Source organism: Arthrobacter sp. GW822-FHT05G07, assembly GCF_058799755.1.
In genome coordinates, this window is the sequence record NZ_JBXALT010000010.1 from 124529 (window position 1) to 147914 (window position 23386).

A 23386-nucleotide genomic window follows, 5' to 3' on the forward strand; every position below is an offset into this window, starting at 1 on the left:
GCAGGCAGTGAGTTCCTAAGCGGGGGTCAAGTCCTTGTCGCTCTTGCCAAACACGGCATCATCGATCGGCCGGCCGTCGAACGGCATTTCGTCCAGGTTGATGAGCGGGTTGGTGTCCTGCGTTGCCACGAGCTCGCGTGCCTCTGCCTGGGTGTCCACACTGGGCATGGAGCCGGGCAGGGGACGCTGGGCGGATTCACGCAGGAAGTAGATGGCCACCGCACCCACGATTGACGTTGCCATCAGGTAGTACGCCGGCATCATGTCGTCGCCGGTGCCTTCGATAAGGCCTTGCACGATGAACGGCGTGGTTCCACCGAAGATCGCTACGGAGAAGTTGTACGCGATGCCCATTCCGCCGTAGCGGCTGGATGTCGGGAACAGGGCCGGCAGGGCCGAAGCCAGGTTGGCGATGTAGAACGTCACCGGGAAGGCAATCAATGCGAGACCGGCAAGTGTGGACCAGATGTCGCCAATGCCGATCAGAAGGAAGGCCGGAATAGCGAAGACGATGGTGCTGCCTGCACCGATCCACAGCACGGGACGGCGGCCGATACGGTCGGAGAGCTTACCGGTCAGTGGGATACAAACGGCCATGATCACCAGGACCGGGATGGTCAGCAAGGTGCCGTGGACGGGGTCGTAACCCTTGGAATCCGTAAGGTATGTGGGCATGTACGACGTCAGGGCGTAACCAACAGTGTTGGCTGCGGCTGCGAGGATCATGGCCAACACGATCTGGCGCCAGTAGGCCTTGATGATGCCAATGGGGCCCTTGGCTACCGCAGCATCCTGCGATGCTGCGTCCTTGGCAGAAGCTTCCTGGGCGTCCAGGGTTGCCTGGAATTGGGGGGATTCCTCAATCTTGCTACGGAAATACACGGCGATGAGGCCCAGCGGACCAGCGATCAGGAACGGAATCCTCCAACCCCATTCCTCCATGGCCGTCTGTCCGAGCGTCAGCTGCAGGACCGAAACCAGGGCGGCGCCGAGGGCGAAGCCGATGTAGCTGCCCATATCAAGGAAGCTGGCGAAGTAGCCGCGACGCTTGTCCGGGGCGTACTCGCTGACGAAGGTTGTGGCACCGGCGTACTCGCCACCGGTGGAGAAGCCCTGGATGAGCTTCAGGATCACCAGCAACGCGGCGGCCCAGATGCCGATCTGCGCGTAGCCGGGAAGGAGGCCGACGGCGAACGTACTTGCCGCCATGAGCATCAGTGTTGCTGCGAGCACCTTCTGGCGGCCCACCTTGTCGCCCAGCCAACCGAATACGACGCCGCCAAGGGGGCGCGCGATGAAGGTTGCGGCGAAGGTGCCCAGCAGGAAGAGTGTCTGTACTGATGGGTCTGCTTCGGGCAGGAAGACAGGACCCATGGTGGTGATGAGGTAGCCGAACACGCCGACGTCGTACCATTCCATGGTGTTGCCGACGATCGTGCCGCCGAGTGCTTTGCGCAGCATCGGCTTGTTCACCACGTTGACGTCGGACTCTTTCAGCCGGCGCTTCGGGCGAAGCTTCGTTTTCTTGGTTGCGTTCTTTACTGCATGTGCTGCGTTCGTGGCGGCCGGGGTGGGGCCTGCCAATACCTGGTTCCCGGTGGCGTTCCTTGCGCCATCCGGAGAGACGGTGTTGCTTTGGTCTGTGGGCATTTGGGCTTCTCCTAGGGAGGTCATTTGCTTGCGACTTCTGCTGCCCCGCTCTGGGCAGGGTTTCAATTTTACGCGTTTTGGACCGGAAACCCGAGTTGAGATCCTATTTTTGGGCCATATGAGGATGCAAATTGCCTAACTGTGTTGCATGTCATTACCCGCTCTTACCCCGTAATCATGCGGATCCGGGCCCGTTTTTGCCCTCCGGAGCACGTTGTTACCAAATTGTTTAGCTGAGCCAACTTAACGTGCCGGATTCGGGTCCAAAAGCTGATGATTCGAGGGGGCTACCGTGATGATCCGATCACCACGGTTGCCTCCAATTCCTCGTCCGAGGCCACCTCCGCGATGAACCCCGCCTCGCCTAGAATCCGAGCGGTCTCCAGCGCCTGTTGTCCCGAGGTTTCCATCACCACGGACCCTCCCGGCCCAAGCCACTGAGCCGCCCCCAGCGCTATCCGACGCTGCACATCCAAACCGTCAGCGCCGCCGTCGAGCGCCACCCGCGGCTCATGGAGCCGCGCCTCCGGCGGCATCATCCCGATTGACTCCGTGGGCACGTACGGCGCGTTCGCCAGCAGGATGTCTACCTTCCCGCGCAGTTCCCGGGGGAGGGCTCCGTAGAGATCGCCGTGGTGCACAGAGCCGCCTCGGGGCTCAACGTTGCGGCGCGCGCACTGGACCGCGGCGGGGTCGATGTCCGCCGCGTGCAGCTCGCAGCTCCCCAGGAGATCGTTGAGAGCTGCACCTATAGCGCCGGAACCGCAGCAAAGGTCCACGACGACGGCACGGCGCCTGGCTGTTAGCGGCTTGGCGATCATCGCCGCTTCCCGCACCAGGAACTCCGTGCGACGCCGCGGCACGAACACGCCAGGTCCTACGGACATGCGCTTCCCGCAGAAATCCGCCCACCCGACGATGTGTTCCAAGGGCTGTCCGCTGAGACGTTGGTCCACCATGCGGTTGAGCTGCTCCGGATGGTGGGCGGCGTCGATGAGGAGTTGGGCTTCGTCCTCCGCGAAAACGCAGCCGGCAGCGCGCAATGTGGTGGCGATGGATGCTCTCCGGGTCACGTTTGCCATGCTAGCCGAGGATGAATCCTTGTGCGGTTGGAAGAAGCTGCAGGTGAGGGGTTCACAAATCTGCCGGGTCTTGGTTAGGGTATGAGGCATGGGAACACTGATTTTTGAGTAGACCGGTCTCTGCCCCTCGCGGCACAGCCGAGTTTCACCTGACAAAAATCCACGCCTGTTGAGGCCCTGCCTCCATGCCGTTCCCGTTCTCGACGCCTTTTTCCCGAACCGCAACGACATGGGATACGTGTCTCTTCAGGACTCACACTTTTAGGAGTCCACGTATGACTGCCAACCCTTCCGAAAACAAGAAGACCCCGGCTTCCGGTGGTATCAAGTCCAAACTGACCGACGCCCAGAAGGCAATGCTGGCCAGCAAATCCGGGGGCGGTGCACCGGCCGGCTGGCAAAGCACCGGTAAGGGGCACAAGCCCACCTCCGCCAGCGGCAAGCAGGCTAAGACCGAGAAGAAGGTCCGCTGGTAAACCTGCGGACAGGCACATGGAAATACAGGCACACTGGAAAGGAAGAACCATGACTGCGAATCACGATTCTGAGCGCATCAATCCTGAGGTAGCGAGCCACTTGGTGGAGTCCATGGACATGGCCCCGATGCCCGAGCCCACAACCATTGCCGTGGCACTGGGCGCTGACCAGAGCAAACAATGGCCTGACGGTAACGGCAAACGACGCCACCCGAAGGAGCGCGACCAAGCCCACGGACGTATGGGCCAAGGCGCAGCTGTGACGGCGATCCATAGAACCAGCCGCCCGCAGATGCCGCACTCCTCCTAACCGCAACTCCCTACGAACCAGCCCAGCTTCGGGACAAGCCAGCCCTTACTGCACCGTCAGGACGGGCCTCTGGTTTCCAAAGTTGGGCTGGTTCATGAGTTGGGCTGGTTTCCAAAGTTGGGCTGGTTCATGAGCCGGCCAGCGTTACCTCGCCAGCGGACTTGTCCGGACGCCACCCACGCCACACCGGATGCCTCAGCCTTCCAGGGCCCGTCCATTCCCCAAATGTCACTTCCGCCACGAGCTCAGGACTCACCCATGTAGCGCCCGCAGCGTCTTCCCGGGGAATGTCCGCGAACGGCGACTCAACAATAGCCAAGGGCTCCAGTTTCTCCATGATGTCCCTGAGCTGCCAGTCCTTGAAACCGCTGCCCACCCGGCCCACGTAATGTAGCTTGTCGCCGTCCGGGATGCCCAACAGCAATGCGCCGAAGGTCCCGGCCCGTGCACCGGCACCGGGCCGCCAACCGCCCACCACCACTTCCTGGCTCTGCTCCAGTTTGAGCTTGATCCAGGACCTGCTGCGGCGGCCAATCACGTAACGGCTGTCGGCTTTCTTAGCCATGACTCCTTCCAAGCCAAGCTCGGCGGCACTCGTCATAAGGTCCTCAACGTCGTGGTCCAGCACCGCGGAAAGGTGAAGGGGACAGCCGACCCGCCAGCGCTCCGCAAATCCGGAAAGCCTCTCCCTGCGCTCGTGGAAAGGCAGCCCGCTAAGGTCCGTGCCGTCGTCGTACAGAAGATCGAACAGCATGAGTTGCACCGGAACCGTTGCCCGGGCACGTTCGATGTCCGCGGCTTTGACCAAGTTCATCCTTAGCTGCAGCCGGCCGAAATCAGGCCGCGATCCTTTGCCGAGCGCCACAATTTCGCCATCAGCCACGAAATCGCCGTCGGGCCAGCATGCGCGGTCCGTCAGTTCGGGATAGGCGGCGGTGAGATCGTTTCCGTTGCGGCTCATGAGCCGGACTCTGCCCTCCGTGCCGGTGATGATCGCCCGGATTCCGTCCCACTTGAGTTCATACAGCCAATCGTCGCCTCTAAGGTCGGCGGTGGTCCCGGAAGTGGCCAGCATGGGGGTGTAGTTCGGCATGGGCCGGGGAGCAGGGGCCTGAGTCGGAGCGGACTTGGGTGCCGCGGCTTTGGCCGCAGATTGGGTGCCCCTACGCCCGCCCGGCTGCTCCTTCATGAGATGGATCAGCCAGTTCTGACCCGTATTGATGAGCGCGAACCGTTTGGTGCCGCCAAGGCCACCACCCGGCTCGCCTGTGAGCGTCGCGATGACTTCCTTGCCGTCGCGCCACTTCTCGCAGGTGTACTCGCCGCGGTCCCAAATGGTCATGGTCCCGGCCCCGTACTCACCCTTGGGAATGACGCCCGCGAAGTTCGCGTATTCCATGGGGTGGTCCTCGGTATGAACGGCAAGGTTGTTGCGGTCGGGGCTTTCCGGGATGCCACGCGGCAGTGCCCAGGAAGCCAGGACGCCATGGTGCTCCAGGCGCAGGTCCAAGTGGTAGCGGCGGGCGTGGTGCTCCTGGATGACGAAAATGCCGCCGGGCGGCGGAGGGTCGCCGGGCTTCGGCTGTTCGGAGGAGGAGCCCGCCGATTGCGGGGAGGCAGAAACAGCCGACGACGACGGAAACGGCTCCGGGGTTTTGCCCGGATCGCGCATCCCGACGTACTTGGCGAGACGGTTCTCTACTGTCACCACACGCTCGCGGGAACGGCCGGTGCCTGACCTGCTTCCGGTAGCACCGTCGTCGTCATTCTCATCCTCGCCGTGAGGCGGCAGGTGGCGTTCGGAGATCGGCGCGAAGTGGTCTTTGCCTGTCTTCACGCGCTTCATCACGGCCACATAGTCGAGGTGTTCCAGCGAAGGAGAGGAGAGCTCCCGCCACGTGCGGGGCGCGGCGACCGTAGGGTGGGCCTTCCCGCGCAGCGAATACGGGACGATGGTGGTCTTGTTCCCGCTGTTCTGGCTCCAGTCAACCAGCACTTTGCCGTGGCGGAGGGACTTCTTCATGTCGCTGACCACCAGCTCGGGGTGGTCCGATTCCAAGGCCCGGGCCAGCTCTTTGGCGAAGGCGGACACTTGCTCGGACTTCAGCGTCCCGTCCAGGCCAGTGTAGAGGTGGATGCCTTTGCTGCCGCTGGTAACAGGGACCGGGTCCATTCCCATGTCCTGCAGGATGGAACGGGCAAGCTTGGCCACTTCAACGCACTCGGGCAGTCCTGCCCCGGGCCCGGGGTCGAGGTCCAGGACGAAACGGTCGGGGCGGAGCGGCTTCCCTGAAGGATCCACCTGCCACTGCGGTACGTGAATTTCCAGCGACGCGATTTGGGCCATCCATGTGAGCGTCGCAAGGTTGTTGACCATGGGATAAACATTGGTGTGGTCTGAATGCTGAATGGCGGCACGGGGAATCCATTTGGGTGCCGAGTCCTCAAGGTTCTTTTGGAAGAACACTTGCCCGGGGTTTTCGGCGGTACCCACTCCGTTGACCCAGCGCTTGCGGGTGACGGGCCGGTTGGCAGCGGCAGGGATCAGGAAAGGCGCCACTGCGGCGTAATACTCCAGCACTTCGGCCTTGGTGGTGCCGGTTTCCGGGTAGATGATTTTGTTCAGGTTGGTGAGGGTGAGCTCGTGGCCTTCCACGTTCACCCGCTCCTGTTGCTTGCCTGCCACCTCTTCTCCTCCGCTGTGTTGTGCTGTTGACTGGGTGCATGAGGGCCATATGGAAGGGATCTATCGCGTTCGGTCTGGTCAACGTACCAGTGAAGCTCTACAGTGCCACGGAGGATCACGATATTGGCCTGCACCAAGTCCACAATAAGGACGGCGGGCGCATTCGATACCAGCGGAAATGCGAGATTTGCAGCGAAGTTGTGGCGTACGAGGATATTGACAAGGCCTACGAAGAAGAAGGCCGCACGGTAGTTCTGACGTCCGCCGAATTGAAGTCGTTGCCTGAGGAGAACAGCCGCGAAATTGAGGTGGTGGAGTTTATCCCCGCCGAGCAGCTGGACCCCATCATGTACGAGCGCAGCTATTTCCTGGAGCCTGACTCCAAATCGCCCAAGGCGTACATGTTGCTCCGGCAGACGCTCGAGGACACGGACAGAATCGCGATTGTCCAGTATGCACTGCGGCAGAAGACCCGCTTGGGGGCGCTCAGGGTGCGGGGGGATGTGCTGTTGCTCCAGGCGCTGCTGTGGGGCGATGAGGTCCGCGAGGCCAAGTTCCCGTCGCTGGAGACTGATATCAAGATCTCGGACAAGGAATTGGAAATGTCTTCCGCCCTGGTGGAATCCATGGCGCACGACTTTGATCCCGACGAATACACCGATGACTATCAAGCGCAGCTGAAGACACTTATCGAGGCCAAGCTGGAGAAGGGCGAAGCGCTGGACACCGAGGCAACCTTCGGCGTGGTGGAAGGTGAAGGCGAGGGCGGCGACGTCATCGACCTCATGGAAGCGCTCAAGCGCAGCCTGGACAAGAAACGCGGCAAGGAAAAAGCGGACGACGACGCTGCTGCCGCCAGCAAAACTGCCAGCAAACCAAAGGCGCGGGCCAAGAAAAAGGCGTGAACCGGCGTCGTAATTCCACAAAGCTGCGGCCGTCCGGTGGGCGGCCGCAGCTTTTGTTGGTTAGTGATTCCGCAGCATGGAGATCAGCTCGGATTTCTTCTTGGCCGAGTAGCCTTTGAGGCCGAGCTCTTTTGCACGTGACTTCAATTTGTCCACGGTCCAGTCATCGTAATCACCGGACTTTCCTCCCTTGCTGCCTACTTCTTTGCGGCCTTTGGCTGCGGCAGCGTTGGAGATACGTGCTGCCTTCTCCTTGGAAGCGCCATCATCGCGAAGCTCTTCATAGAGCTTTGGGTCCTTCAAGCTGGAATTCTTCTTTCCCGGCAAGATGTGTTTCCTTTCTCTAATTCCACTAGTCCCTAATTCTCCCTGCTTCTACTAGGCGCCGGTTTCGTAGTGCGGTTCTGCTACCGGTTTGGACTCGGGCGAACCACGTTCACGGAGGTACACGGAGGCTCCCACCAGGACGGCCACAGCAAGGAACTCACTCTGCCAGTTCTGGAAGGACTCAAACCAGAATTGACTGGAAGCAATGTATTCCCAGGTGGAGACCTCGGGCAGGCCATGGCTGAGCTGTTCCTCGTTGTAAGCGGCCGCGCCACCTACCGCGTGCAACGTGAAGGAGGCCAGGAACAGGAGGCCTAGCAGGCCGGAGAGCGAGTGCTCATAGACCTTCAGCACCCAGCCGCCGCGCCTCACCGGCCACGGGGTCTTGGGTGACTTCTTGGCATCGCGGGGATCTTGGTCCTGTGGTGCTTCCTTGTCCACGGGTTTTGACTCCGAGGACCCCCTTTGGAACAGGAAAACGGTAAGGACCACGTACATGGCCATTTGAAGGAACTCCGATTCCCAGTTTTCAAAGACGGCTTCCCAGAAGCTGCCTGATGTCAAAAAATCCGGGATCCCGGTGGCCGGCTGGCCGTGAGCCTGTTGTTCCTCGCTGTACGTTGCCGCTCCCGAGATGATCATTCCCCCGAGGAAGACGACGAACAGGCCTGCGTTGACCAACAGCAAGCCGTGGTCCTTGACCCAATGGCGCGCGGGCGTCTTGTCCTTGCCGGATGTGTCGGGGTGCTTGACGGGTCTCAGCATCGGGCTCACTCTTCCCTTGCAATGCCGTTGCCGTTGCCGTCGCCGTTTCGGATGGCGCGGCGGTGCAGCCATAGCGGCGTTCCCACCACCAGGAGCAGCAGCACCAGGATGATGAATCCTGCAGCAACAAGCCCGGCCGTCCGGCCGGCGGTGAAGTCAAAAACGAGGGTGGCAGAGCCAACGATCAACAAAGCCACACCAGCCAAAGCCCACTTGGTGACCACATCGGCACTCGAAACCAGGGTGGCCTTGAGCCCCCTGCGGAACAAGCGGCGATGAACGCTGACCGGGAGCACGATGAGGACGGTGGTCAGGGCTGCCACCATCACGTTGACGAGGTAGAGGCTCCGTTGCCAGTCGTCCAGGAGTTCGAAGCGTTCCTGGAAGGGGAGTGTGAGCAGGAAACCGCCGAGGATCTGCACCCCTGTTTGGAGAACCCGTAACTCCTGGATCAATTCCATCCAGTTCCGGTCCATCCGTTCCTCGGTGGACTCGTTCCTGCCGATCCGGGGAGCCTGCTCCGGCTCTACCATCTGTGCACCTCCGTGTGGTTCTGGTGGACGACGACCATACTCCGGACTACGGTCGGAACTATCAGCATTCCTCGATCTTTTGTGTCGGGGCCTCATCGGATTTCCAAGGAGGAAGCAATGAGTCAGGACGAACACCGCGTGGACCCGGAAAGCGAGCCCGGCGGCTACGGCACGCCCACGCCTGAGCAGGAAATGCCCGGTCAGGGTGATGAGCGCGAGACGCCCGAACGGCCGGCCCAGGGAGAGCCCGAGGCTCCGGGTGACGAGTTCCCCACTCCCCAGGACCCCGACGCGGCACCCCCGCCCTCGACCACCGGAGAAAGTCCGGACGGGGCTGAATAAGCTCCGAGTACGGCTGAGGGCCGCCCCCGGGCTGCAGCTGTGCTGCGGCGGGGGCAGCCCTACGTCGTCTGGAGCAAGCCCCCGTTGCTCTATACCGTGTGTCCCCTACGACCCGACATGAAGCTCAGCAGCCAGCCGATGGCCGCGATGACGAGGAGGATGACGCCTACCCACAGCAGCCAGTTCAGGGCTTGCGAGAAGCCGCCTACGAGAAGGAGAACAATTGCTACTACACCAGCAATGATCAGAAGCGTATTCATGGTCAGCACATTCCTTTCTGGGGGAATCTTTGATGAATCGCCGATTCCCAACTATGCATTCCGATTTACTTCGATTTAGTTATGCCGGTACTTGGAGGCGGTCCGTCGCCTCGAAGTGCCTTTTCAGTTATCACGAAGCGGGCTTCGCTGGGGGGCGAAGTTCGCCAGTCGTGAACAGTAACACTCCTCATTGTACTACTAAGCACCCTTATGAAAGGCTTATTGAAGTCGTCACCTGATGATTGGGCAGTTGCCGCAGATATTCAGCGGCACGTTTTTCGCTCACATGAACGTCCACGAGAGGAACACATGAAAGCGTCACAGCAGCTTGCAGACAACCTTCAGATCGTCCTGACAGACCTGATCGAGCTACAGCTCCAGGGAAAGCAGGCACACTGGAATATCGTGGGTCCGAACTTCCGCGACCTTCACCTCCAGCTGGACGAGTTGGTCTTGGCGACGCGCCAGTTCGCTGACGACACTGCCGAGCGCATGAGGGCCCTTCACGCCTTGCCCGACGGCCGCAGTGCGACCATCGCCAAGGGCACTCGCCTGGAAGAATTCCCGGCTGGCCTGGTCAACACCAAGAACGCCGTCAAGCTTGTCACTGACCGCGTAGAGCGTGCAGTCCAGACCATGCGCGATGTCCATGACGAAGTGGACGAAGAAGATCCCACGACGGCGGACCTTCTGCATGCATTCATCGCCCGCCTTGAGCAGCTGGTATGGATGATCAACGCCGAAATCATGAACGCCGGCGCTGCCGTGACGGATCCGGACGAGGCCTAGGCGGAACTCCGGACCAGGCTGATCGCGAACAGGGCGGACAGGCCATGCCCAGGCTGAAGCGCAGTGATCTTTCCAAGCCCGGCATTGTCCGCCGCAAGGTCGGGAAGGGATTCAGTTACCGCCACCCCGATGGCAGCTTGGTCAGCAAAGAGGATCGCCAGCGCATCAATGCGCTGGCGATCCCGCCTGCATGGACCGATGTGTGGATCAGTCCCTACGAACACGGGCACATTCTGGCCACCGGGGTGGACGCCGCAGGGCGCAGTCAGTACATCTACCACCCTGGTTGGCGGGAGCGGAAGGACACCGAGAAGTTCATCCGTGCGGCCAAGCTGGGCCTGGTCCTGCCAACGGTTCGACGCAACGTGACAGTCCACCTCCAAGACGCCACTGAACCCCGGCAGCAGACCCTTGCGGCCGCAGTGCGTTTCATGGATCTGGGCGCGCTCCGCGTCGGTTCCGAAATCTACATGAAGCAGAACGGCTCCTACGGTCTCACCACTCTCCGCTGCCGTCACGCGCGGGTGGACGGTCCGGACGTCTTCCTGAAATTCCCCGGCAAGAGTGGCCAGCTGTGGGACACTTCCATTCACGATCCCGCCTTGGCGGCCTTCCTTGAGCCGCTCGTGGGACGGCCAGGCAAGGAGCGACTGCTGGCCTACCAAGCCAACGGCTCATGGGTCTCCGTGGACGCTTCCATGATCAACGAATACCTGCGCGGAATCGCCGGCGAAGCCTACACATCCAAGGATTTCCGGACGTGGAAGGGGACAGCCGCGGCAGCAATGTACCTCATCAAATCAGGCCACAAGGGGACTCCCCGCCAAGCGATTGTGCGGGCCATTAAGGAGACCTCGGAGCTGCTGGGCAACACCCCCTCCGTGGCCCGCTCTTCCTACGTAGACCCGCGCATCATCGAGGCTTTCCTCTCGGAAGAGCTGAAGGAAGTGAAGCCCACGGAAGCCTCGATTGCTGCCTACTTGAACGGCGAGGCGCCGAGGTAGACCATGCGCCTTAAGGCGGTCCCGGGAATTTTATGAGTACACTCGTACTAATAAGGATTGACGGGGCATAGCGTCTGGGGGCCGTAAATGATTCTGTTAGCAATCGTGGTGTGCGAAGTTGCGTTCTGGGTGGCGATTCTTGCCGGGCTTGCGGCGCGGTATTTGTTGCGGCGCCCCCGCCTTGGTGGGGCTCTCCTGATCCTTGCTCCCGTGATCGATGCTGTCCTGCTTGCCTTGGTGGCCGTCGATCTACTCGGCGGGGGAACTGCCTCATGGCAGCACGGACTGGCAGCGATCTACATTGGCGTCTCCATCGCCTATGGCAAACGCATGGTGGCCTGGGCCGATGCTCACTTCCAGCATCGATTCGCCAGCGGACCTGCACCGGAACGGCTCACGGGAGCCCGCTATACGGTCAAGTGCTGGCGGGATGTACTTCTTACAGCCCTGGCGGTGGTCATCGCCTCCGCGACCCTGGGCGCGATCATCCTCCTCGTCAATGACGCTGAGCGAACCTCAGCGCTCTCCGGATTCTTTCGCATTCTGGGAATCATCTTCGCAATCGATTTCCTCTGGGCTGTGAGCTACACGATCTGGCCAAAAAAGGCCGCCCGTCCCGTGCCCGCCACTACTTCCTCGCAGTGAAACCCCATGCCCCGAAGAATCGACGCCGAAGCACGCACTGCAGAGATTGCGGAGGCATCTCTACGTGTCCTCGAACGTGATGGGCTTGCGGGCCTGTCCGTGCGCGGGGTTGCCGCGGAAGCCGGCATTGCCGCCGCTTCGTTGCGCCGGGCGTTTGCCACGCAGCATGCTCTTCGGGAGTATTGCCTGCAACTCATTGAGGACCGAGTCACCGCCAGGGTGGCCGCTCTTGAGCTGGCCGGCCGGGCACTCGTTGATGAGTTGCTGCTGCAGTTGCTCCCTCTCGACAAAGAACGGCGCATGGAACTGGTGGCGCAAGTCCAGCTCGGGGTCCTTTCGCTGACCGACAGCGAGCTTCGCCCTGCTGCCATCAGGCTTAGCGACGCGGTAAATCGCGCGTGTCGCGCTGCCATTCAGATCTTGGCCGAAGCGGGCCAGTTCTCCAAGGGGCGCGACCCCCAGTATGAAGAGCAGCGGCTGCGTGCACTCTTGGATGGAATCGCGATGCACGGCCTGTGGAGCGGGGAACTGCCGGATACGAGTCCAATGCTCAGCATGCTCGCACGCCACCTCGACGAGTTGGCGGGTCCGTAGGACACGGAAGGAGCCTGGCGCCACCCATATTTGCGTGGCGCCAGGCTCTTTCTGCGTCCCTAAGGAGTTTGCGTGTCCCTGCTACGCGTCGTGGTCCGTTTCGAGGATCTTCACCAGGCTGTCCAGTGCTGCATCGGCGCCTTCACCTTCGGCACGCAGCACCACGACGTCACCGTGGGAAGCGCCGAGGCTCATGAGGGACAGGATGCTGGCGGCGTCCATGGCGTCGTCCTCCGGCTCGCCCTGGCGTGCAATGGTGACGTCGAGGTCCAGGTCTCCGGCTGCTTCGGCGAAAATTGCTGCCGGGCGTGCGTGGAGGCCGACGCGGCTTGCGATGGTGGCTGTACGTTCTGGCATTGGTGCTCCTTTTTATGAAGGGTGGCGGTGAGGGAGGTGGCTTTGTGGGAAGTCTAGACGTTTGACCTGAGAGGCTAGACGCTGACGGTTGCCGGGGCGGCTTCGGCTTCGACCGGCTTCTTGACTGCAAAGCGCTTCAGGGCGATGACGGCCAGCGCGCTGACCACCATTCCGGCGACGATGGCGATGATGAACATTGGCAGGTTGCCAATGGCGAAGAAGACGAAGAGACCACCGTGGGGAGCCTGGGAGGTGACCCCGGTAGCCATGCAGAGGGCGCCTGTCAGTGCGCCGCCCACCATGCTGGCCGGGATGACGCGCAGCGGGTCGGCTGCAGCGAAGGGGATGGCGCCTTCTGAGATGAAAGAGGCGCCCAGCAACCAGGCGGCCTTGCCGTTTTCGCGCTCTGCGAGGCTGAAGAGCTTCTTGTTCAGGACGGTTGCAAGGGCCATGGCCAGCGGCGGAACCATGCCCGCGGCCATGACGGTGCCCATGATGAGCCACGGTGCCTGGTTGTCAGCGCTGCCGGCGCTCAGGCCAGCCACTGCGAAGGCGTACGCAACCTTGTTGACCGGGCCGCCGAGGTCGAAGCACATCATGAGGCCAAGGATGATGCCGAGGACTACGGCGGAGGCACCGCTCATGCCCGTGAGCCAGTTGTTGAGAGCCACGGTGAGGCCGGCGATGGGACCGCCCAGGACCAGGAACATCAGGCCCGAAGCGACGATGGAGGCCAGCAGCGGGATGATCACAACCGGCATCAAGCCGCGGAGCCAGCGGGGTACCTGCCACGTCCCGATCAGATGCGCGATGTAGCCGGCCAGAAGACCGCCAACAATGCCGCCGAGGAAACCGGCACCCATGAAGCCTGATACTGCGCCGGCAACGAAGCCGGGGGCAATGCCCGGCCGGTCGGCGATGGCGTAGGCGATGTAGCCGGCAAGCGCCGGAACGAGGAAGCCCATGGACAGGGCACCGATCTTGAACAGGACCGCGCCGAGGTAAATGGCGAGCCCGCCTTCAGGCAGGTTGCCGAAGTTGTTCTCCAACACCACCTTGTCCGCAACCTCAGTGATTTCGTAGCCGCCCAGCAGGAATCCAAGGGCAATCAGCAGACCGCCGCCAGCCACGAACGGAATCATGTAGCTGACGCCGGTGAGGAGTGCGCGCTTCAGCTTCTGGCCGATGTGCTCGCCCTTCTCCTCCTCGGCCCGCTCAGCTTGCTCTTCGGCACCAAAGTGCGGAACACGGCGCGCGTGCGGGTCATCCGCGGCTGCCAGTGCTTCCTGGACCATCTTGGTTGGCTCGTCGATGCCGCGCTTGACCGGAGCGTTGATGACCGGCTTGCCGGCGAAGCGCTCCTTGCCGCGAACGTCAACGTCGACGGCGAAGATCACAGCGTCAGCGGCCGCAATCACTGCCGGGTCCAAGGGCTTTGCGCCCGAGGAACCTTGGGTCTCCACCTGGAGGTCCACGCCCATCTCTTGGGCCGCGGCTACCAGCGAGTCGGCAGCCATATACGTGTGTGCAATGCCCGTTGGGCAAGCGGTGACGGCCACGATGCGCTTGGGTGCGGCAGTCGTCGTCGTGCTGGCGGCGGCAGCGGCCGGTGCAGCCTCTGCGGGTGCTGCGGCAGAAGCGGTAGCAGCAGCCGGCTTATCAGCCAGCGCACCATCCACGAGGTCCACAATGTCCTGCTCAGTTGCAGCCGCACGCAGTGCTGCAGTGAAGTCCTTTTTGATCAGCGAGCGGGCCAGCTTGGAGAGCAGCTTCAGGTGCTCCTGGTCTGCGCCGTCCGGGGCTGCGATGAAGAAGATGAGGTCGGCAGGACCGTCCTTGGCGCCGAAGTCCACCTTGTGGGAGAGGCGGGCCATGGCCAAGGCAGGCTCCTGGACAGCAGCGGAGCGGCAATGCGGGATTGCGATGCCGCCGGGGACGCCGGTTGCGGTCTTCTGCTCTCGTGCGAAGGCGTCGGCAAAGAGACCTTCAACCTCGGAGGCGCGGCCCGAGGCGGCAACTTTGCCAGCCAGGACGCGGATGACGTCGGCGGGGGAGTCGCCCAGGTTTTGGTCGAGGGTGACCAATTGGGGTGTGATCAGCTGGGTCACTGTGAGTCCTTCTGGAGGGCCGTGATGGTTACGGCATCGGGGGTTGTCTGGTGGACTGCCGGGACAGTGGAGCCCGGCAGCGAAGCAGCAGCGGCACCATGTGCCACGGCTTGACGAAGGCAGTCCTGTGCGGAGCCACCTTGGGTTGCGGCCAGCAAGTAGCCGGCCAATGCAGAGTCCCCGGCGCCTACCGTGCTGACGGCTCTGATGGGCGGATGCGTGGCGAGCCATGCTCCGTCTGCCGTCACCAGGATTGCTCCCTTGGACCCGAGTGTTGCGAGGACGGCGCCTACACCGCTGGCGACGACGGCGGCAGCGGCTTCAGCGGCTTTGGCCGGATCTGCTTCCAGTTCGTCAGCTGTGGAGACGTTGGTGAAACCGGCGGCGGCGGCAAGCTCGGCGAGCTCTTCCGCGTTCGGCTTGAGGAGGTCCGGTTTTCCCGAGGCATCGCCTACCAAAGCGGCCGCGAGCGGCGCCCCGGAGGAGTCGATGGCGATGCTTGGGGTGGCCGTACCGTCCGAGTTCGACCGGAGTCGACGAGCGATGGTGGCGTAGAAGTCCGCGGGTACTCCTGGTGGGAGTGATCCGGCGAGAACCACCCAGCTGGCCCCACGGGAGCGTTCCAGCAGCAGCCCGATCAGGGCGTCCTGCTGGTCATCGCTCAGTTCCGGACCGGGTTCGTTGATCTTGGTGGTGACGCCGTCCGGTTCGGTGAGTGTGACATTGCTGCGCAGCGCCTGACCGATGGGCAGCGCCGCGAACGGCACACCGCCGTCGTGCAGCCCTGAAAGGACCGGGTCCGAATCGGCGCCCGGAAGAACAGCCAGGGTTTCGAGGCCGGAGGCCACGAGCGCGCGTGAAACGTTGACCCCCTTGCCACCAGATTCCTGGTGCACGGCCACGGCGCGCTGCACCTCGCCCCGGGCTAAAGCGCCGGGAAGCTCAACCGTGCGGTCCAGGCTGGGGTTGGCGGTCAAGGTGACGATCATGCGATCACCAAATCCACGCCGGCGTCGGCCAGGGCTGCTGCGAGCTCCGCAGAGGGTTCGATGTCTGTAATCAAGGTGTCAACATCCTTCAGGGTGGCGAACTGGACCAGTGTTTCGGCGTCCAGCTTGGAAGAATCGGCAAGGGCCACCACGCGGCGGGCTGACGTGACGAACGCGGCCTTGACTGCGGCTTCCTCGGGATCGGGTGTGCTGAGCCCGAACGTTGCATGGATGCCGTTGGCGCCGACGAAGGCGATGTCCGGGCGAAGTTTGTGGGCCGCTTCCACTGTGGACTGCCCGACGGCGGCCTGCGTCAGTCCGCGGACGCGGCCTCCGAGGATCTGGAGTGCTATGCCTTGAGTGGAGGAGAGCTTGCCGGCGATGGGGATGGCGTGGGTGATGACCACGAGCTCATCGTTTCCGTTACGCGATGGTGTCTGTTGGGCCAACAGGTCCGCGAGGGTTTCCGTGGTGGAGCCCGCGTCCAGCAGGATGCTGCCTGCGGTGAGCTGGGGGATCAGGGCGAGGGCTGCATGAGCGATGCGGAGTTTTTCAACTTGGCGTTGGACGGCGCGCTCAAGGATGCTCTCTTCGCGTGTGCTGAAGCGATCCGAGGGGACGGCGCCGCCGTGGACGCGCCTCAGGTTCCCGGAGCCCTCAAGGGCTGCGAGGTCGCGGCGAATGGTCTCAGTGGTGATGCTGAAACGGTCGGCGAGGTCAGTGACGCTCACCCGTCCGCGCTCTGCGACGAGTGCGGAGATCAGTTGCTGGCGTTCTTCGGCGAACACTAACCCTCCATTGCGGTCAAGGCGACTTTCAAGGCGGCCACATCAGTGACTGCTGTCACAACGATGTGGAATTGCTTGACTCTATCTTTGTTTATGTTGGTAAGTCAAGAGAAATCAACATAAACAAAGATCCGCAGGCGATGAGGAGGGTTGTCAGGCACGAAAAAGGGCATGCCGCGCTCCCTGTAGCGCGGCATGCCCTCGTGCGGATCCCGACTGGGGGATTTATGGGATCCGGTCTGTGGAGCGAAGTGACCCGGCGATGACTACGTCAGAATCCCGGGTGGTTCCCCTGTCGTTCCAGGCCCTGGCGGGGGCGTGGGAACTGCGGGTCCCGGTCCGGGTTCGGGCCCGGGCGTGGGGTCCGGAACGGGCGGCGGTCCTGGTTCCGGCAACGGAACGGGCTCAGGCGTGGGACCCGGCTCGCGGGTTGGATCAGGGTGTGACGGGTCCGGCGGGAATCCGCTCATGATCGTGCGCTCCGTCGGTGAGCGGAATGTTGCGGCCGGAGGCTTCCGGGAACAGTGGCGGGATATCTGCTGGAATCCCACCCCGAACCCGGGTAGTCGATGGGCAGGTTGTCCGGATCTGGTGGATCCGGAAGGCTGCGCTTGCCGGCCGACCTCAGCTTTCCACCCGTGGTCAAAGGATCTTTTCGTTGCGATTCTGCGTGCATGCTGTCCCTCCCGGTAGCTCCAGAACTGATGGTGTAGCTCCTCATGGCGTCCCCAAACCTCAATCCGGGATTTCCATGCGGAAACCGCAGTGACATCCGAGGATGCGTGTATTGATGAGTACCTCGTACATCCGTAGCTGCGCTCCAGGAGTCAATACCAGCGGTGCCTGGATCCTGCGGAGCTCGCAGCTCTTGGTCTTCATGGGTTCACCGCAGTGGAGGTACTGGCCGCCGAACTGCAGAACTCCTTGAGGGACGCCCGGGCGGTTCAGAACCGCGGCCACTCGCCGCACAGAGGCGACATGCTCATAGGAGTACCTGCAGGCATGGCACTCGTACGCAACGTCCACCATGTTGGGAGCGGGCGGGTAATGCGACTGGATCGAGTTCACCAGAAGGTGCTGGTCGGTGTTGCAGCGCGAGCACCATAGCGGTTCATCAGGGGGCTGATGGGCTTCGTCCGGGACTCTGGAGGCTGGCTGGGCCGGCATGGATCTGTACCTCGGCATCAAAAAATGAGGGACGCCCGTCTGCATGAGCTGAAAAGCCTGGTCCTGTGATGGGGACTGTAGCTAGATTGTGCACATAGGTGCACGGGAGATGCAAGGATTCCGTCGCTCTTTCTGAGACGGTGACAAGCCGCACCCGGACGATCGTAAAATGAGGCATGGACGAAATTAACGTTGAATTAGCGCTGCCTGATGCCGCTTCAGCGCCGGACGTTGTTTCGGTGCCGGAGCAGCTGCAGGATCTTGTTGTTGACAGCGAGGATGTAGCTGGATTTCTGGACGAGCTTGCTAAGTTCTCGGCGGCGGCTGTCTCTGAAGCAGTGGGCTTGGACGTGCTCTGCGGCATCACCCTGAGCCGGCGGCGCCGTACTGCCACGGTGGCTGGAAGCACCCATGAGGCCAGGCTGATCGACGAAGTTCAGCAGGCGTACGGGGATGGTCCTTGCTTGGAGGCCATGCGCAGCCACGGGACGGTGCACGTTCCTGACACTTCCACGGAGGAGAGGTGGTCCGAGTACTGTTCAGTCATTGCGGACCGCGGTCATCTTTCCGCGCTTTGCGTTCCCTTGGAACTGGATGAAGGAGCCACGGCGGCGCTTAACTTCTTCGCGCCGCAGCCCAACGTTTACGACGAAGCGACCATCAGGAACTGCGAGCTCTACGCCAGCCAGGCCGAACGCTCTCTCCGGTTGGCGGTGCGGATTGGCGTGAAGCAGCAGCACGCCGATGACCTGCAAGACGCAATGCAGTCCAGGACGGTCATTGACCTCGCCTGTGGGATCATCATGGGGCAAAACCGGTGCACCCAGGAAGAGGCCTTCCAGATTCTCAAGAAGGCGTCCAGCACCCGCAACCAGAAGCTCCGGGAAGTCGCGGAGTCGCTCGTCACCAGCGTGGCGAAGCAGGCTCCTGTAGCCCATTTTGAGCCCTAGGCCCGCGCTGGCAAGGAATCCACCGCAACTCCCTCACTTGTGACGGCCGCCACTCATGAACTACATTCATACATGGGTTAAGCAGATAGCCCTTGGAGCCTCATGAGTTGGAGCCATCCGAGATGGTCCAAGAACTGCACCTTTCTAGCCGTGGCCCCTTTCGGCCGGCTCATAGCGTGCCGCCATGCAGGCTCCTTGAAGGAACAAAAGGAGAACAGCAATGACGCTTGGATCCCCGATTCCCGCCCCGAAACCTGCAAGCGGGCGGGCGCCTGCAACTGTCGATACCGGAGCGCGCCCTTGGTGCACCGTTTGCGACACTGATTCGTACATTTTTGTGGAGACGGTCGTGGAAGCCACGCCGAATCAGTCGGAGATCGTCGAGGTCAGCTACACCTGTAGCGAATGCGATACCTTTTACGCCCACGCAGTCCGCCTGAGTGCCTTGGTGCCTGCGATTCAGAGCGAATTTCTGGCCACCTCTGCCGCCGGGCTCTGGTTCAGCTGCACCCACTGTGGTGATCCCATGACGTTGGGACGCCCCACGGAACGCGTCATTGAGGCGCCCCGGACCACTGACGATCCGGACAGCCCCAGCCTCCTTGAGGTGTACCTGCAAACGCAGGTGCTCCACTGCCGCTGCGGTTTCCAAATGGAGGTTCCGCGCCACGTTGGATAACCGCCGTCTCTAAATAACTCATCGTGGGGAGGGTGGCTGTGCGTACATTCGGCGTCGAAGAGGAACTGCTGATTGCCGATCCAGTAGATGGCATGCCCTTGGCGCTCGCCTCCGGAATTCTGGATGTGGCTGGCTTCTCCGAAACGGACAACAGCTCCGATGCCGGGCCGTCCCTGAAGTCGGAGTTCAAGCAGGAACAGATTGAGGTCAACTCGCTTCCGTGCCGCACCGCCAAAGAACTCCGTGCCGAGATTCGTGCCGGGCGGGCGTTGGCTGACTCTGCGGCCCGGGCTGTAGGGGCGCGGGTTGCTGCTTTGGCCACTCCGCCGGTCTTCCATGCCACGCCCACCGCGGGCAACCAGCGCTATGCCGCGATGGGTACGGAATTTGGCCTGATCTCCCGGGAGCAACTCACGTGCGGCTTCCACGTGCATGTGTCCATCGAGTCGCCGGAGGAAGGCGTTGCCGTGCTGGACCGGATGCGACATTGGTTGCCGGTTCTCCTGGCTTTGAGCGCCAACTCCCCGTTCTGGATGGGCGCCGACACAGGGTTTGCCAGTTACAGGACCCAGATCTGGAACAGATGGCCCACGGCAGGTCCCATGGATGTGTTCGGCTCGGCAGACGGCTACAGGCAGGTGCTTTCAGAACTGCTGGGAACCGGAGTTCCACTGGACGAGGGCATGATCTACTTCGACGCGCGCCTGTCCAGGGGGCATCCAACCGTAGAAGTCCGGATCGCCGACGTCTGCCTCTACGCCGAAGACGCCCTTACCATTGCGATCCTCGCACGTGCCCTTGTGGAAACGTCGGCTAGCGAATGGCGCAAGGGGGAACCGCCGTCGGGCGTCATGACGCCTGTGATCCGCATGGCCAACTGGAAAGCCAGCCGTTTCGGCGTCACCAACCAACTGCTGCACCCGCTGGAGCAGGCGCCCTTTGCCGCCGCAGACGTGGCGGGCGCCCTGCTCCGGCACATCCGCCGCGCCCTAACGGAATCAGGGGACCTGGCACTCGCGCGGACCGGAGTGGCGAATATCCTCCGGCGCGGAACCGGCGAGCGGCTGCAGCGGCAAGCTTACGGCCGGCGGTTCCGGTTGTCCGACGTCGTTTCCACCGCCATTGCCTCTACACACAACTACGGCGAACGCTCCGACGCCGGCCTCTTGAGTCGCTGACAACAATCGGCAGGCGTCGGAACATCGCTCAACAGGGAAAACTCAGCCCTGGTTGATGCGGATCATGTTGCCGGAGGGGTCACGGAAGGCGCAGTCGCGCGGGCCCCATGGCTGGTCGATCGGTTCCTGCAGTACTTCGGCGCCGGACGCGCGGAGCTTTTCGAAGGTGGCGTCCAGATCGTCCGTGGTGAACACCAGCATGGGCATGACGCCCTTGGTGAGGAGTTCCTGGATGGCGTCGCCGTCGGCCTGGGAGCGGCCAGCGTGCGGCGGGGAAAGGACCAGCTCAAGATCAGGCTGGGCATCGCTGCCGATAGTGACCCAGCGCTGGCCATCTGAGCCGACGTCGTTCCGGACGTCAAAACCCAAGGCGTCCCGGTAGAAGGCGAGCGACTCATCAACATCGTTGACAGTGACGTGTGCATATTTCAGTGAAATGTTCATGAATCACACGCTATTGCAGCTATGACGCGGGCGCTTCTTCAATCCTGCTCAGGTTTTGCGGGGACTTGCCGTTTCTTTCAGGGCGCGTGTGCTGCTTCGCGATGCAGTTGGGCATGGCCTTCACGGCGTGGTGCTCCCGGGCGCGGTACTCGCTGGGGTTGATTCCCACGATTTCGGTGAAACGCGTGCTGAACGAGCCCAACGAGGTACAGCCGACTTCCATGCAGGCATCGGTGACGCTGGTTCCCGCGCGGAGCAGGGCCATGGCCCGCTCGATGCGCCGTGTCATGAGGTAGTTGTATGGAGATTCTCCGTAGGCGGCCTTGAACTGGCGGGAAAAATGCGCGGGGGACATCAGGGCGCCGGCAGCCATGGTAGGCACATCCAAGGGACGCGCATATTCGCGATCGATGAAGTCGCGGGCGCGCCGCAGATGGGCCAGGTTGGCCAGTTCCTGCGGAGTCATGGGCACAGTCTACTAGGGCCAGCACAGGCTACTAGGGCCAGCGCAGTCTACTAGGCTCGTGCCCATGGAATCAGTGGTGTGGTCGAAGCCCGAAAACCAGCGCAAGGGCACGCCGTTGCTGGTAATGATGCACGGGTATGGCACCAGCGAGCAGCGCATGGTTGACCTGTTCCCTCACCTTCCCGGCGAGTTCAGCTGTGCGGCGCTTCGCGGCCCCAAAGCCATTGGGGACCACTACGGCTGGTTCCTGCTGGACTACTTCCTGACCAACGACTTCGCGGATGTCATCGCATCCACCAATTCGGTGTTCAGCTGGATCAACTCCGTCAAGGACAACCACAGCAGCGTCAGCCTGCTGGGTTATTCGCAGGGCATGGCCATGGCCAGCACGCTCCTCCGCCTGCGGCCCCACGCCTTCAAAGCAACCGTGGGCCTCTCCGGGTTCGTCCTGGACAACGATCTCTTGGCCCTCAGCGAGTCCTTCGACTCGCCGCCACCCTTCTTTTGGGGGCGGGACAAGGCCGATCCTGTGATCAACGAGGACGCCATAGCTCACACCGAGGAGTGGTTGAACGCCAATGTTGCCCTGACGGCGAGGACCTATCCGGGGATGGGCCACAGGATCGAGGCCCCCGAATTGGTGGATGTCAGCGCGTTCCTGAAGTACTACGTGCTGGGTTAAGTCCCGGGATTAGAAGGCATTTGCCGCCCGGAAGCAATCTCTTGGGGAGATTCGCGTCACAATTTCGCATTCGACTGCACTCTATTGAATGACAAAATTGTAAGCGCTTACACTTTTGGCTGGTGACCCGGTTCGGGTCGCACGCCAAGGCGTCAGGCGAGGATGGAAAGGGTTGAGGCCGTGTTGCATGGTTAGGACTCACAGGGTGACAATCCAGGACGTAGCTGTCCTCTCCGGATTGTCCATTTGCACGGTGTCGCGGGCCCTCAGGAAGCTCCCCAACGTTTCCGAAAAGGCACAGCGACAGGTGGCGGAAGCCGCCAGCAAACTTGGCTATAAAGCCTCAGCCGCGGCGTCCAGGCTGGCGGGCGGCAGCACGGGTCTGGTGGCCATCGTCGCCCCCACGGCCACCGCCTGGTTCTTCGCCCAAGCCGTGGAAGCGGCAGAAGAAGTCTTCGGCGACAGTGGTTACGACACCGTCCTGATCAGCCTGCGCAACAAGGCCAGCGTGAGGCAGCAGTTCTTTGCGGACCTTGGAAACCTTGCGCAAAGAGTGGACGGGCTGCTCCTGCTCAATATTGACCTCGCCCCCAATGAGGTGGAAGCGTTGGAAGCCTGCGGGCTCGCAGTAGCCAGCGTGGGCATGCGAAATGTTCCGTGGGACAATGTAGGTATCGATGACGAACACGCGGCCTGGCAGGCTACCCAACACCTGCTGGGGCTGGGCCATTGGGACTTGGCCGTTCTCTCGAGCAATGAACACTCCGTTGTGACTGAGACTCCACGGTTCCGTGGCTTCAGGCGTGCACTGGATGAACACCACCTCACCGTCCACCCGGACCTTGTGGTGGGAGCCGGGCCAAGCATCGACGACGGCAGGCGGGCAATGACCGAACTCATGACCCGCGGCGGGAGGCCCACAGCAGTGTTCGCCCACTGTGACGAGGCCGCGTTCGGTGCCCTGATGGCGCTGCGCGAGCACGGCCTTTCCGTGCCCAAGAACGTGTCCGTGATCGGTATAGACGATCACCCCATGAGCTGGTTCCTTGGCCTGAGCACCGTGGCGCAACCCGTTGCCGACCAAGGCGCCTTCGCAGCGAACCTGCTGTGTGAACGCCTGCTGAATACTGAATCCCCCCACCAACCCTCCAACCACCTGCTCGATACCAAGCTCATCGAACGCAAGACCACGCGCCACAAGCGCTGAACG

The 23386-nt window shown here is 62.2% G+C and carries 28 protein-coding genes; 14 read left to right on the top strand and 14 right to left on the bottom strand.

Translation table 11 applies throughout. From position 1 onward, the window contains the following. Positions 1–15: 15 nt before the first annotated feature. Together AC1RJY_RS17675 and AC1RJY_RS17680 are read right to left on the bottom strand one after the other, a co-directional pair. On the bottom strand, positions 16–1650 hold the full coding sequence (locus AC1RJY_RS17675; RefSeq protein ID WP_011773048.1) for an MFS transporter: 1635 nt from the start codon (positions 1648–1650) through the stop codon (positions 16–18). A gap of 287 nt (positions 1651–1937) precedes the next feature. After that, complete coding sequence (locus AC1RJY_RS17680) at positions 1938–2822, bottom strand: putative protein N(5)-glutamine methyltransferase (RefSeq protein WP_210064999.1); 885 nt, start codon at positions 2820–2822, stop codon at positions 1938–1940. 185 nt (positions 2823–3007) lie between these two features. Between AC1RJY_RS17680 and AC1RJY_RS17685 the strand changes: the two genes are divergently transcribed. Both AC1RJY_RS17685 and AC1RJY_RS17690 read left to right on the top strand, forming a co-directional pair. Beyond that, complete coding sequence (locus tag AC1RJY_RS17685; RefSeq protein WP_043469623.1) at positions 3008–3208, top strand: hypothetical protein; 201 nt, start codon at positions 3008–3010, stop codon at positions 3206–3208. A 49-nt stretch (positions 3209–3257) separates the two neighbouring features. Beyond that, positions 3258–3518: a hypothetical protein gene (locus AC1RJY_RS17690; RefSeq protein WP_043469625.1), complete on the top strand. Its 261-nt coding sequence runs from the start codon at positions 3258–3260 to the stop codon at positions 3516–3518. Positions 3519–3645: 127 nt separating this feature from the next. On the opposite strand, the gene AC1RJY_RS17695 is transcribed toward AC1RJY_RS17690, so the two are convergent. After that, positions 3646–6204, bottom strand: coding sequence for an ATP-dependent DNA ligase (locus AC1RJY_RS17695; protein WP_498602864.1), 2559 nt, complete (start codon positions 6202–6204; stop codon positions 3646–3648). Between the two features lie 38 nt (positions 6205–6242). Between AC1RJY_RS17695 and ku the strand changes: the two genes are divergently transcribed. Further along, positions 6243–7109 carry a non-homologous end joining protein Ku gene (gene ku, locus AC1RJY_RS17700; protein WP_014920463.1) on the top strand — a complete coding sequence of 289 codons (867 nt, stop codon included), beginning with the start codon at positions 6243–6245 and terminating at the stop codon, positions 7107–7109. Between the two features lie 60 nt (positions 7110–7169). Here the strand turns inward: ku and AC1RJY_RS17705 are convergent, their stop codons facing one another. From AC1RJY_RS17705 to AC1RJY_RS17715, 3 genes are read right to left on the bottom strand one after another with little or no spacing between them, the layout of a single operon-like run. Next, positions 7170–7436, bottom strand: a complete 267-nt coding sequence (locus tag AC1RJY_RS17705; RefSeq protein WP_014920464.1) for a DUF7218 family protein — start codon at positions 7434–7436, stop codon at positions 7170–7172. 51 nt (positions 7437–7487) lie between these two features. After that, positions 7488–8201 carry a DUF6766 family protein gene (locus AC1RJY_RS17710; RefSeq protein ID WP_143711594.1) on the bottom strand — a complete coding sequence of 238 codons (714 nt, stop codon included), beginning with the start codon at positions 8199–8201 and terminating at the stop codon, positions 7488–7490. 5 nt (positions 8202–8206) lie between these two features. After that, a complete protein-coding gene (locus AC1RJY_RS17715; protein WP_498602865.1) occupies positions 8207–8734 on the bottom strand; it encodes a DUF6328 family protein in 528 nt (175 codons plus the stop codon). A gap of 117 nt (positions 8735–8851) precedes the next feature. On the opposite strand from AC1RJY_RS17715, the gene AC1RJY_RS17720 reads away from it, so the two are divergent. Then, the gene (locus AC1RJY_RS17720; RefSeq protein ID WP_014920467.1) at positions 8852–9076 is read left to right on the top strand and encodes a hypothetical protein; all 225 of its coding nucleotides are present in this window, start codon (positions 8852–8854) and stop codon (positions 9074–9076) included. A gap of 89 nt (positions 9077–9165) precedes the next feature. Here the strand turns inward: AC1RJY_RS17720 and AC1RJY_RS17725 are convergent, their stop codons facing one another. After that, complete coding sequence (locus AC1RJY_RS17725; RefSeq protein WP_143711595.1) at positions 9166–9336, bottom strand: DUF4175 domain-containing protein; 171 nt, start codon at positions 9334–9336, stop codon at positions 9166–9168. 309 nt (positions 9337–9645) lie between these two features. On the opposite strand from AC1RJY_RS17725, the gene AC1RJY_RS17730 reads away from it, so the two are divergent. From AC1RJY_RS17730 to AC1RJY_RS17745, 4 genes are all read left to right on the top strand, one after another. After that, entirely contained in the window at positions 9646–10125 is a 480-nt protein-coding gene (locus AC1RJY_RS17730; RefSeq protein WP_014920468.1) for a Dps family protein, read from the top strand. A 44-nt stretch (positions 10126–10169) separates the two neighbouring features. Beyond that, on the top strand, positions 10170–11129 hold the full coding sequence (locus tag AC1RJY_RS17735; RefSeq protein ID WP_498602866.1) for a DNA topoisomerase IB: 960 nt from the start codon (positions 10170–10172) through the stop codon (positions 11127–11129). Between the two features lie 87 nt (positions 11130–11216). Beyond that, a complete protein-coding gene (locus tag AC1RJY_RS17740; protein ID WP_498602867.1) occupies positions 11217–11774 on the top strand; it encodes a hypothetical protein in 558 nt (185 codons plus the stop codon). Positions 11775–11780: 6 nt separating this feature from the next. Next, positions 11781–12368, top strand: coding sequence for a TetR/AcrR family transcriptional regulator (locus AC1RJY_RS17745; RefSeq protein WP_498602868.1), 588 nt, complete (start codon positions 11781–11783; stop codon positions 12366–12368). A gap of 81 nt (positions 12369–12449) precedes the next feature. On the opposite strand, the gene AC1RJY_RS17750 is transcribed toward AC1RJY_RS17745, so the two are convergent. The 4 genes from AC1RJY_RS17750 to AC1RJY_RS17765 all read right to left on the bottom strand — a co-directional run bounded on the left by AC1RJY_RS17750 (position 12450) and on the right by AC1RJY_RS17765 (position 16610). Further along, positions 12450–12725 (bottom strand): HPr family phosphocarrier protein, encoded by a 276-nt coding sequence (locus AC1RJY_RS17750; RefSeq protein WP_011773061.1) that lies wholly within the window; start codon positions 12723–12725, stop codon positions 12450–12452. A 74-nt stretch (positions 12726–12799) separates the two neighbouring features. Next, positions 12800–14833: a PTS fructose transporter subunit IIABC gene (locus tag AC1RJY_RS17755; protein ID WP_011773062.1), complete on the bottom strand. Its 2034-nt coding sequence runs from the start codon at positions 14831–14833 to the stop codon at positions 12800–12802. Continuing rightward, positions 14830–15822, bottom strand: coding sequence for a 1-phosphofructokinase family hexose kinase (locus AC1RJY_RS17760; RefSeq protein ID WP_011773063.1), 993 nt, complete (start codon positions 15820–15822; stop codon positions 14830–14832). Before AC1RJY_RS17760 ends, AC1RJY_RS17755 begins: the two co-directional genes overlap by 4 nt. Beyond that, on the bottom strand, positions 15819–16610 hold the full coding sequence (locus tag AC1RJY_RS17765; RefSeq protein ID WP_011773064.1) for a DeoR/GlpR family DNA-binding transcription regulator: 792 nt from the start codon (positions 16608–16610) through the stop codon (positions 15819–15821). The genes AC1RJY_RS17760 and AC1RJY_RS17765 overlap by 4 nt, the downstream gene beginning before the upstream one ends. Before the next feature lie 262 nt (positions 16611–16872). Here AC1RJY_RS17765 and AC1RJY_RS17770 point away from each other — a divergent pair, with 262 nt between their 5' ends. Continuing rightward, complete coding sequence (locus tag AC1RJY_RS17770) at positions 16873–17082, top strand: hypothetical protein (RefSeq protein WP_162486102.1); 210 nt, start codon at positions 16873–16875, stop codon at positions 17080–17082. Between the two features lie 263 nt (positions 17083–17345). On the opposite strand, the gene AC1RJY_RS17775 is transcribed toward AC1RJY_RS17770, so the two are convergent. Further along, positions 17346–17777 carry a hypothetical protein gene (locus tag AC1RJY_RS17775; protein WP_043469638.1) on the bottom strand — a complete coding sequence of 144 codons (432 nt, stop codon included), beginning with the start codon at positions 17775–17777 and terminating at the stop codon, positions 17346–17348. A gap of 176 nt (positions 17778–17953) precedes the next feature. Between AC1RJY_RS17775 and AC1RJY_RS17780 the strand changes: the two genes are divergently transcribed. The 3 genes from AC1RJY_RS17780 to AC1RJY_RS17790 all read left to right on the top strand — a co-directional run bounded on the left by AC1RJY_RS17780 (position 17954) and on the right by AC1RJY_RS17790 (position 20584). Beyond that, entirely contained in the window at positions 17954–18727 is a 774-nt protein-coding gene (locus AC1RJY_RS17780; RefSeq protein WP_011773067.1) for a GAF and ANTAR domain-containing protein, read from the top strand. 220 nt (positions 18728–18947) lie between these two features. Beyond that, a complete protein-coding gene (locus tag AC1RJY_RS17785; protein WP_043469641.1) occupies positions 18948–19406 on the top strand; it encodes a hypothetical protein in 459 nt (152 codons plus the stop codon). 32 nt (positions 19407–19438) lie between these two features. After that, a complete protein-coding gene (locus AC1RJY_RS17790; protein ID WP_052295464.1) occupies positions 19439–20584 on the top strand; it encodes a glutamate--cysteine ligase 2 in 1146 nt (381 codons plus the stop codon). Positions 20585–20626: 42 nt separating this feature from the next. Here the strand turns inward: AC1RJY_RS17790 and AC1RJY_RS17795 are convergent, their stop codons facing one another. Next, positions 20627–21028: a VOC family protein gene (locus tag AC1RJY_RS17795; RefSeq protein WP_011773069.1), complete on the bottom strand. Its 402-nt coding sequence runs from the start codon at positions 21026–21028 to the stop codon at positions 20627–20629. Positions 21029–21047: 19 nt separating this feature from the next. Next, entirely contained in the window at positions 21048–21494 is a 447-nt protein-coding gene (locus tag AC1RJY_RS17800; protein WP_011773070.1) for a helix-turn-helix transcriptional regulator, read from the bottom strand. A 64-nt stretch (positions 21495–21558) separates the two neighbouring features. Between AC1RJY_RS17800 and AC1RJY_RS17805 the strand changes: the two genes are divergently transcribed. Then, on the top strand, positions 21559–22176 hold the full coding sequence (locus tag AC1RJY_RS17805) for an alpha/beta hydrolase (RefSeq protein ID WP_210066211.1): 618 nt from the start codon (positions 21559–21561) through the stop codon (positions 22174–22176). A 205-nt stretch (positions 22177–22381) separates the two neighbouring features. Further along, the gene (locus tag AC1RJY_RS17810) at positions 22382–23383 is read left to right on the top strand and encodes a LacI family DNA-binding transcriptional regulator (protein ID WP_238324466.1); all 1002 of its coding nucleotides are present in this window, start codon (positions 22382–22384) and stop codon (positions 23381–23383) included. Positions 23384–23386: the final 3 nt, after the last annotated feature.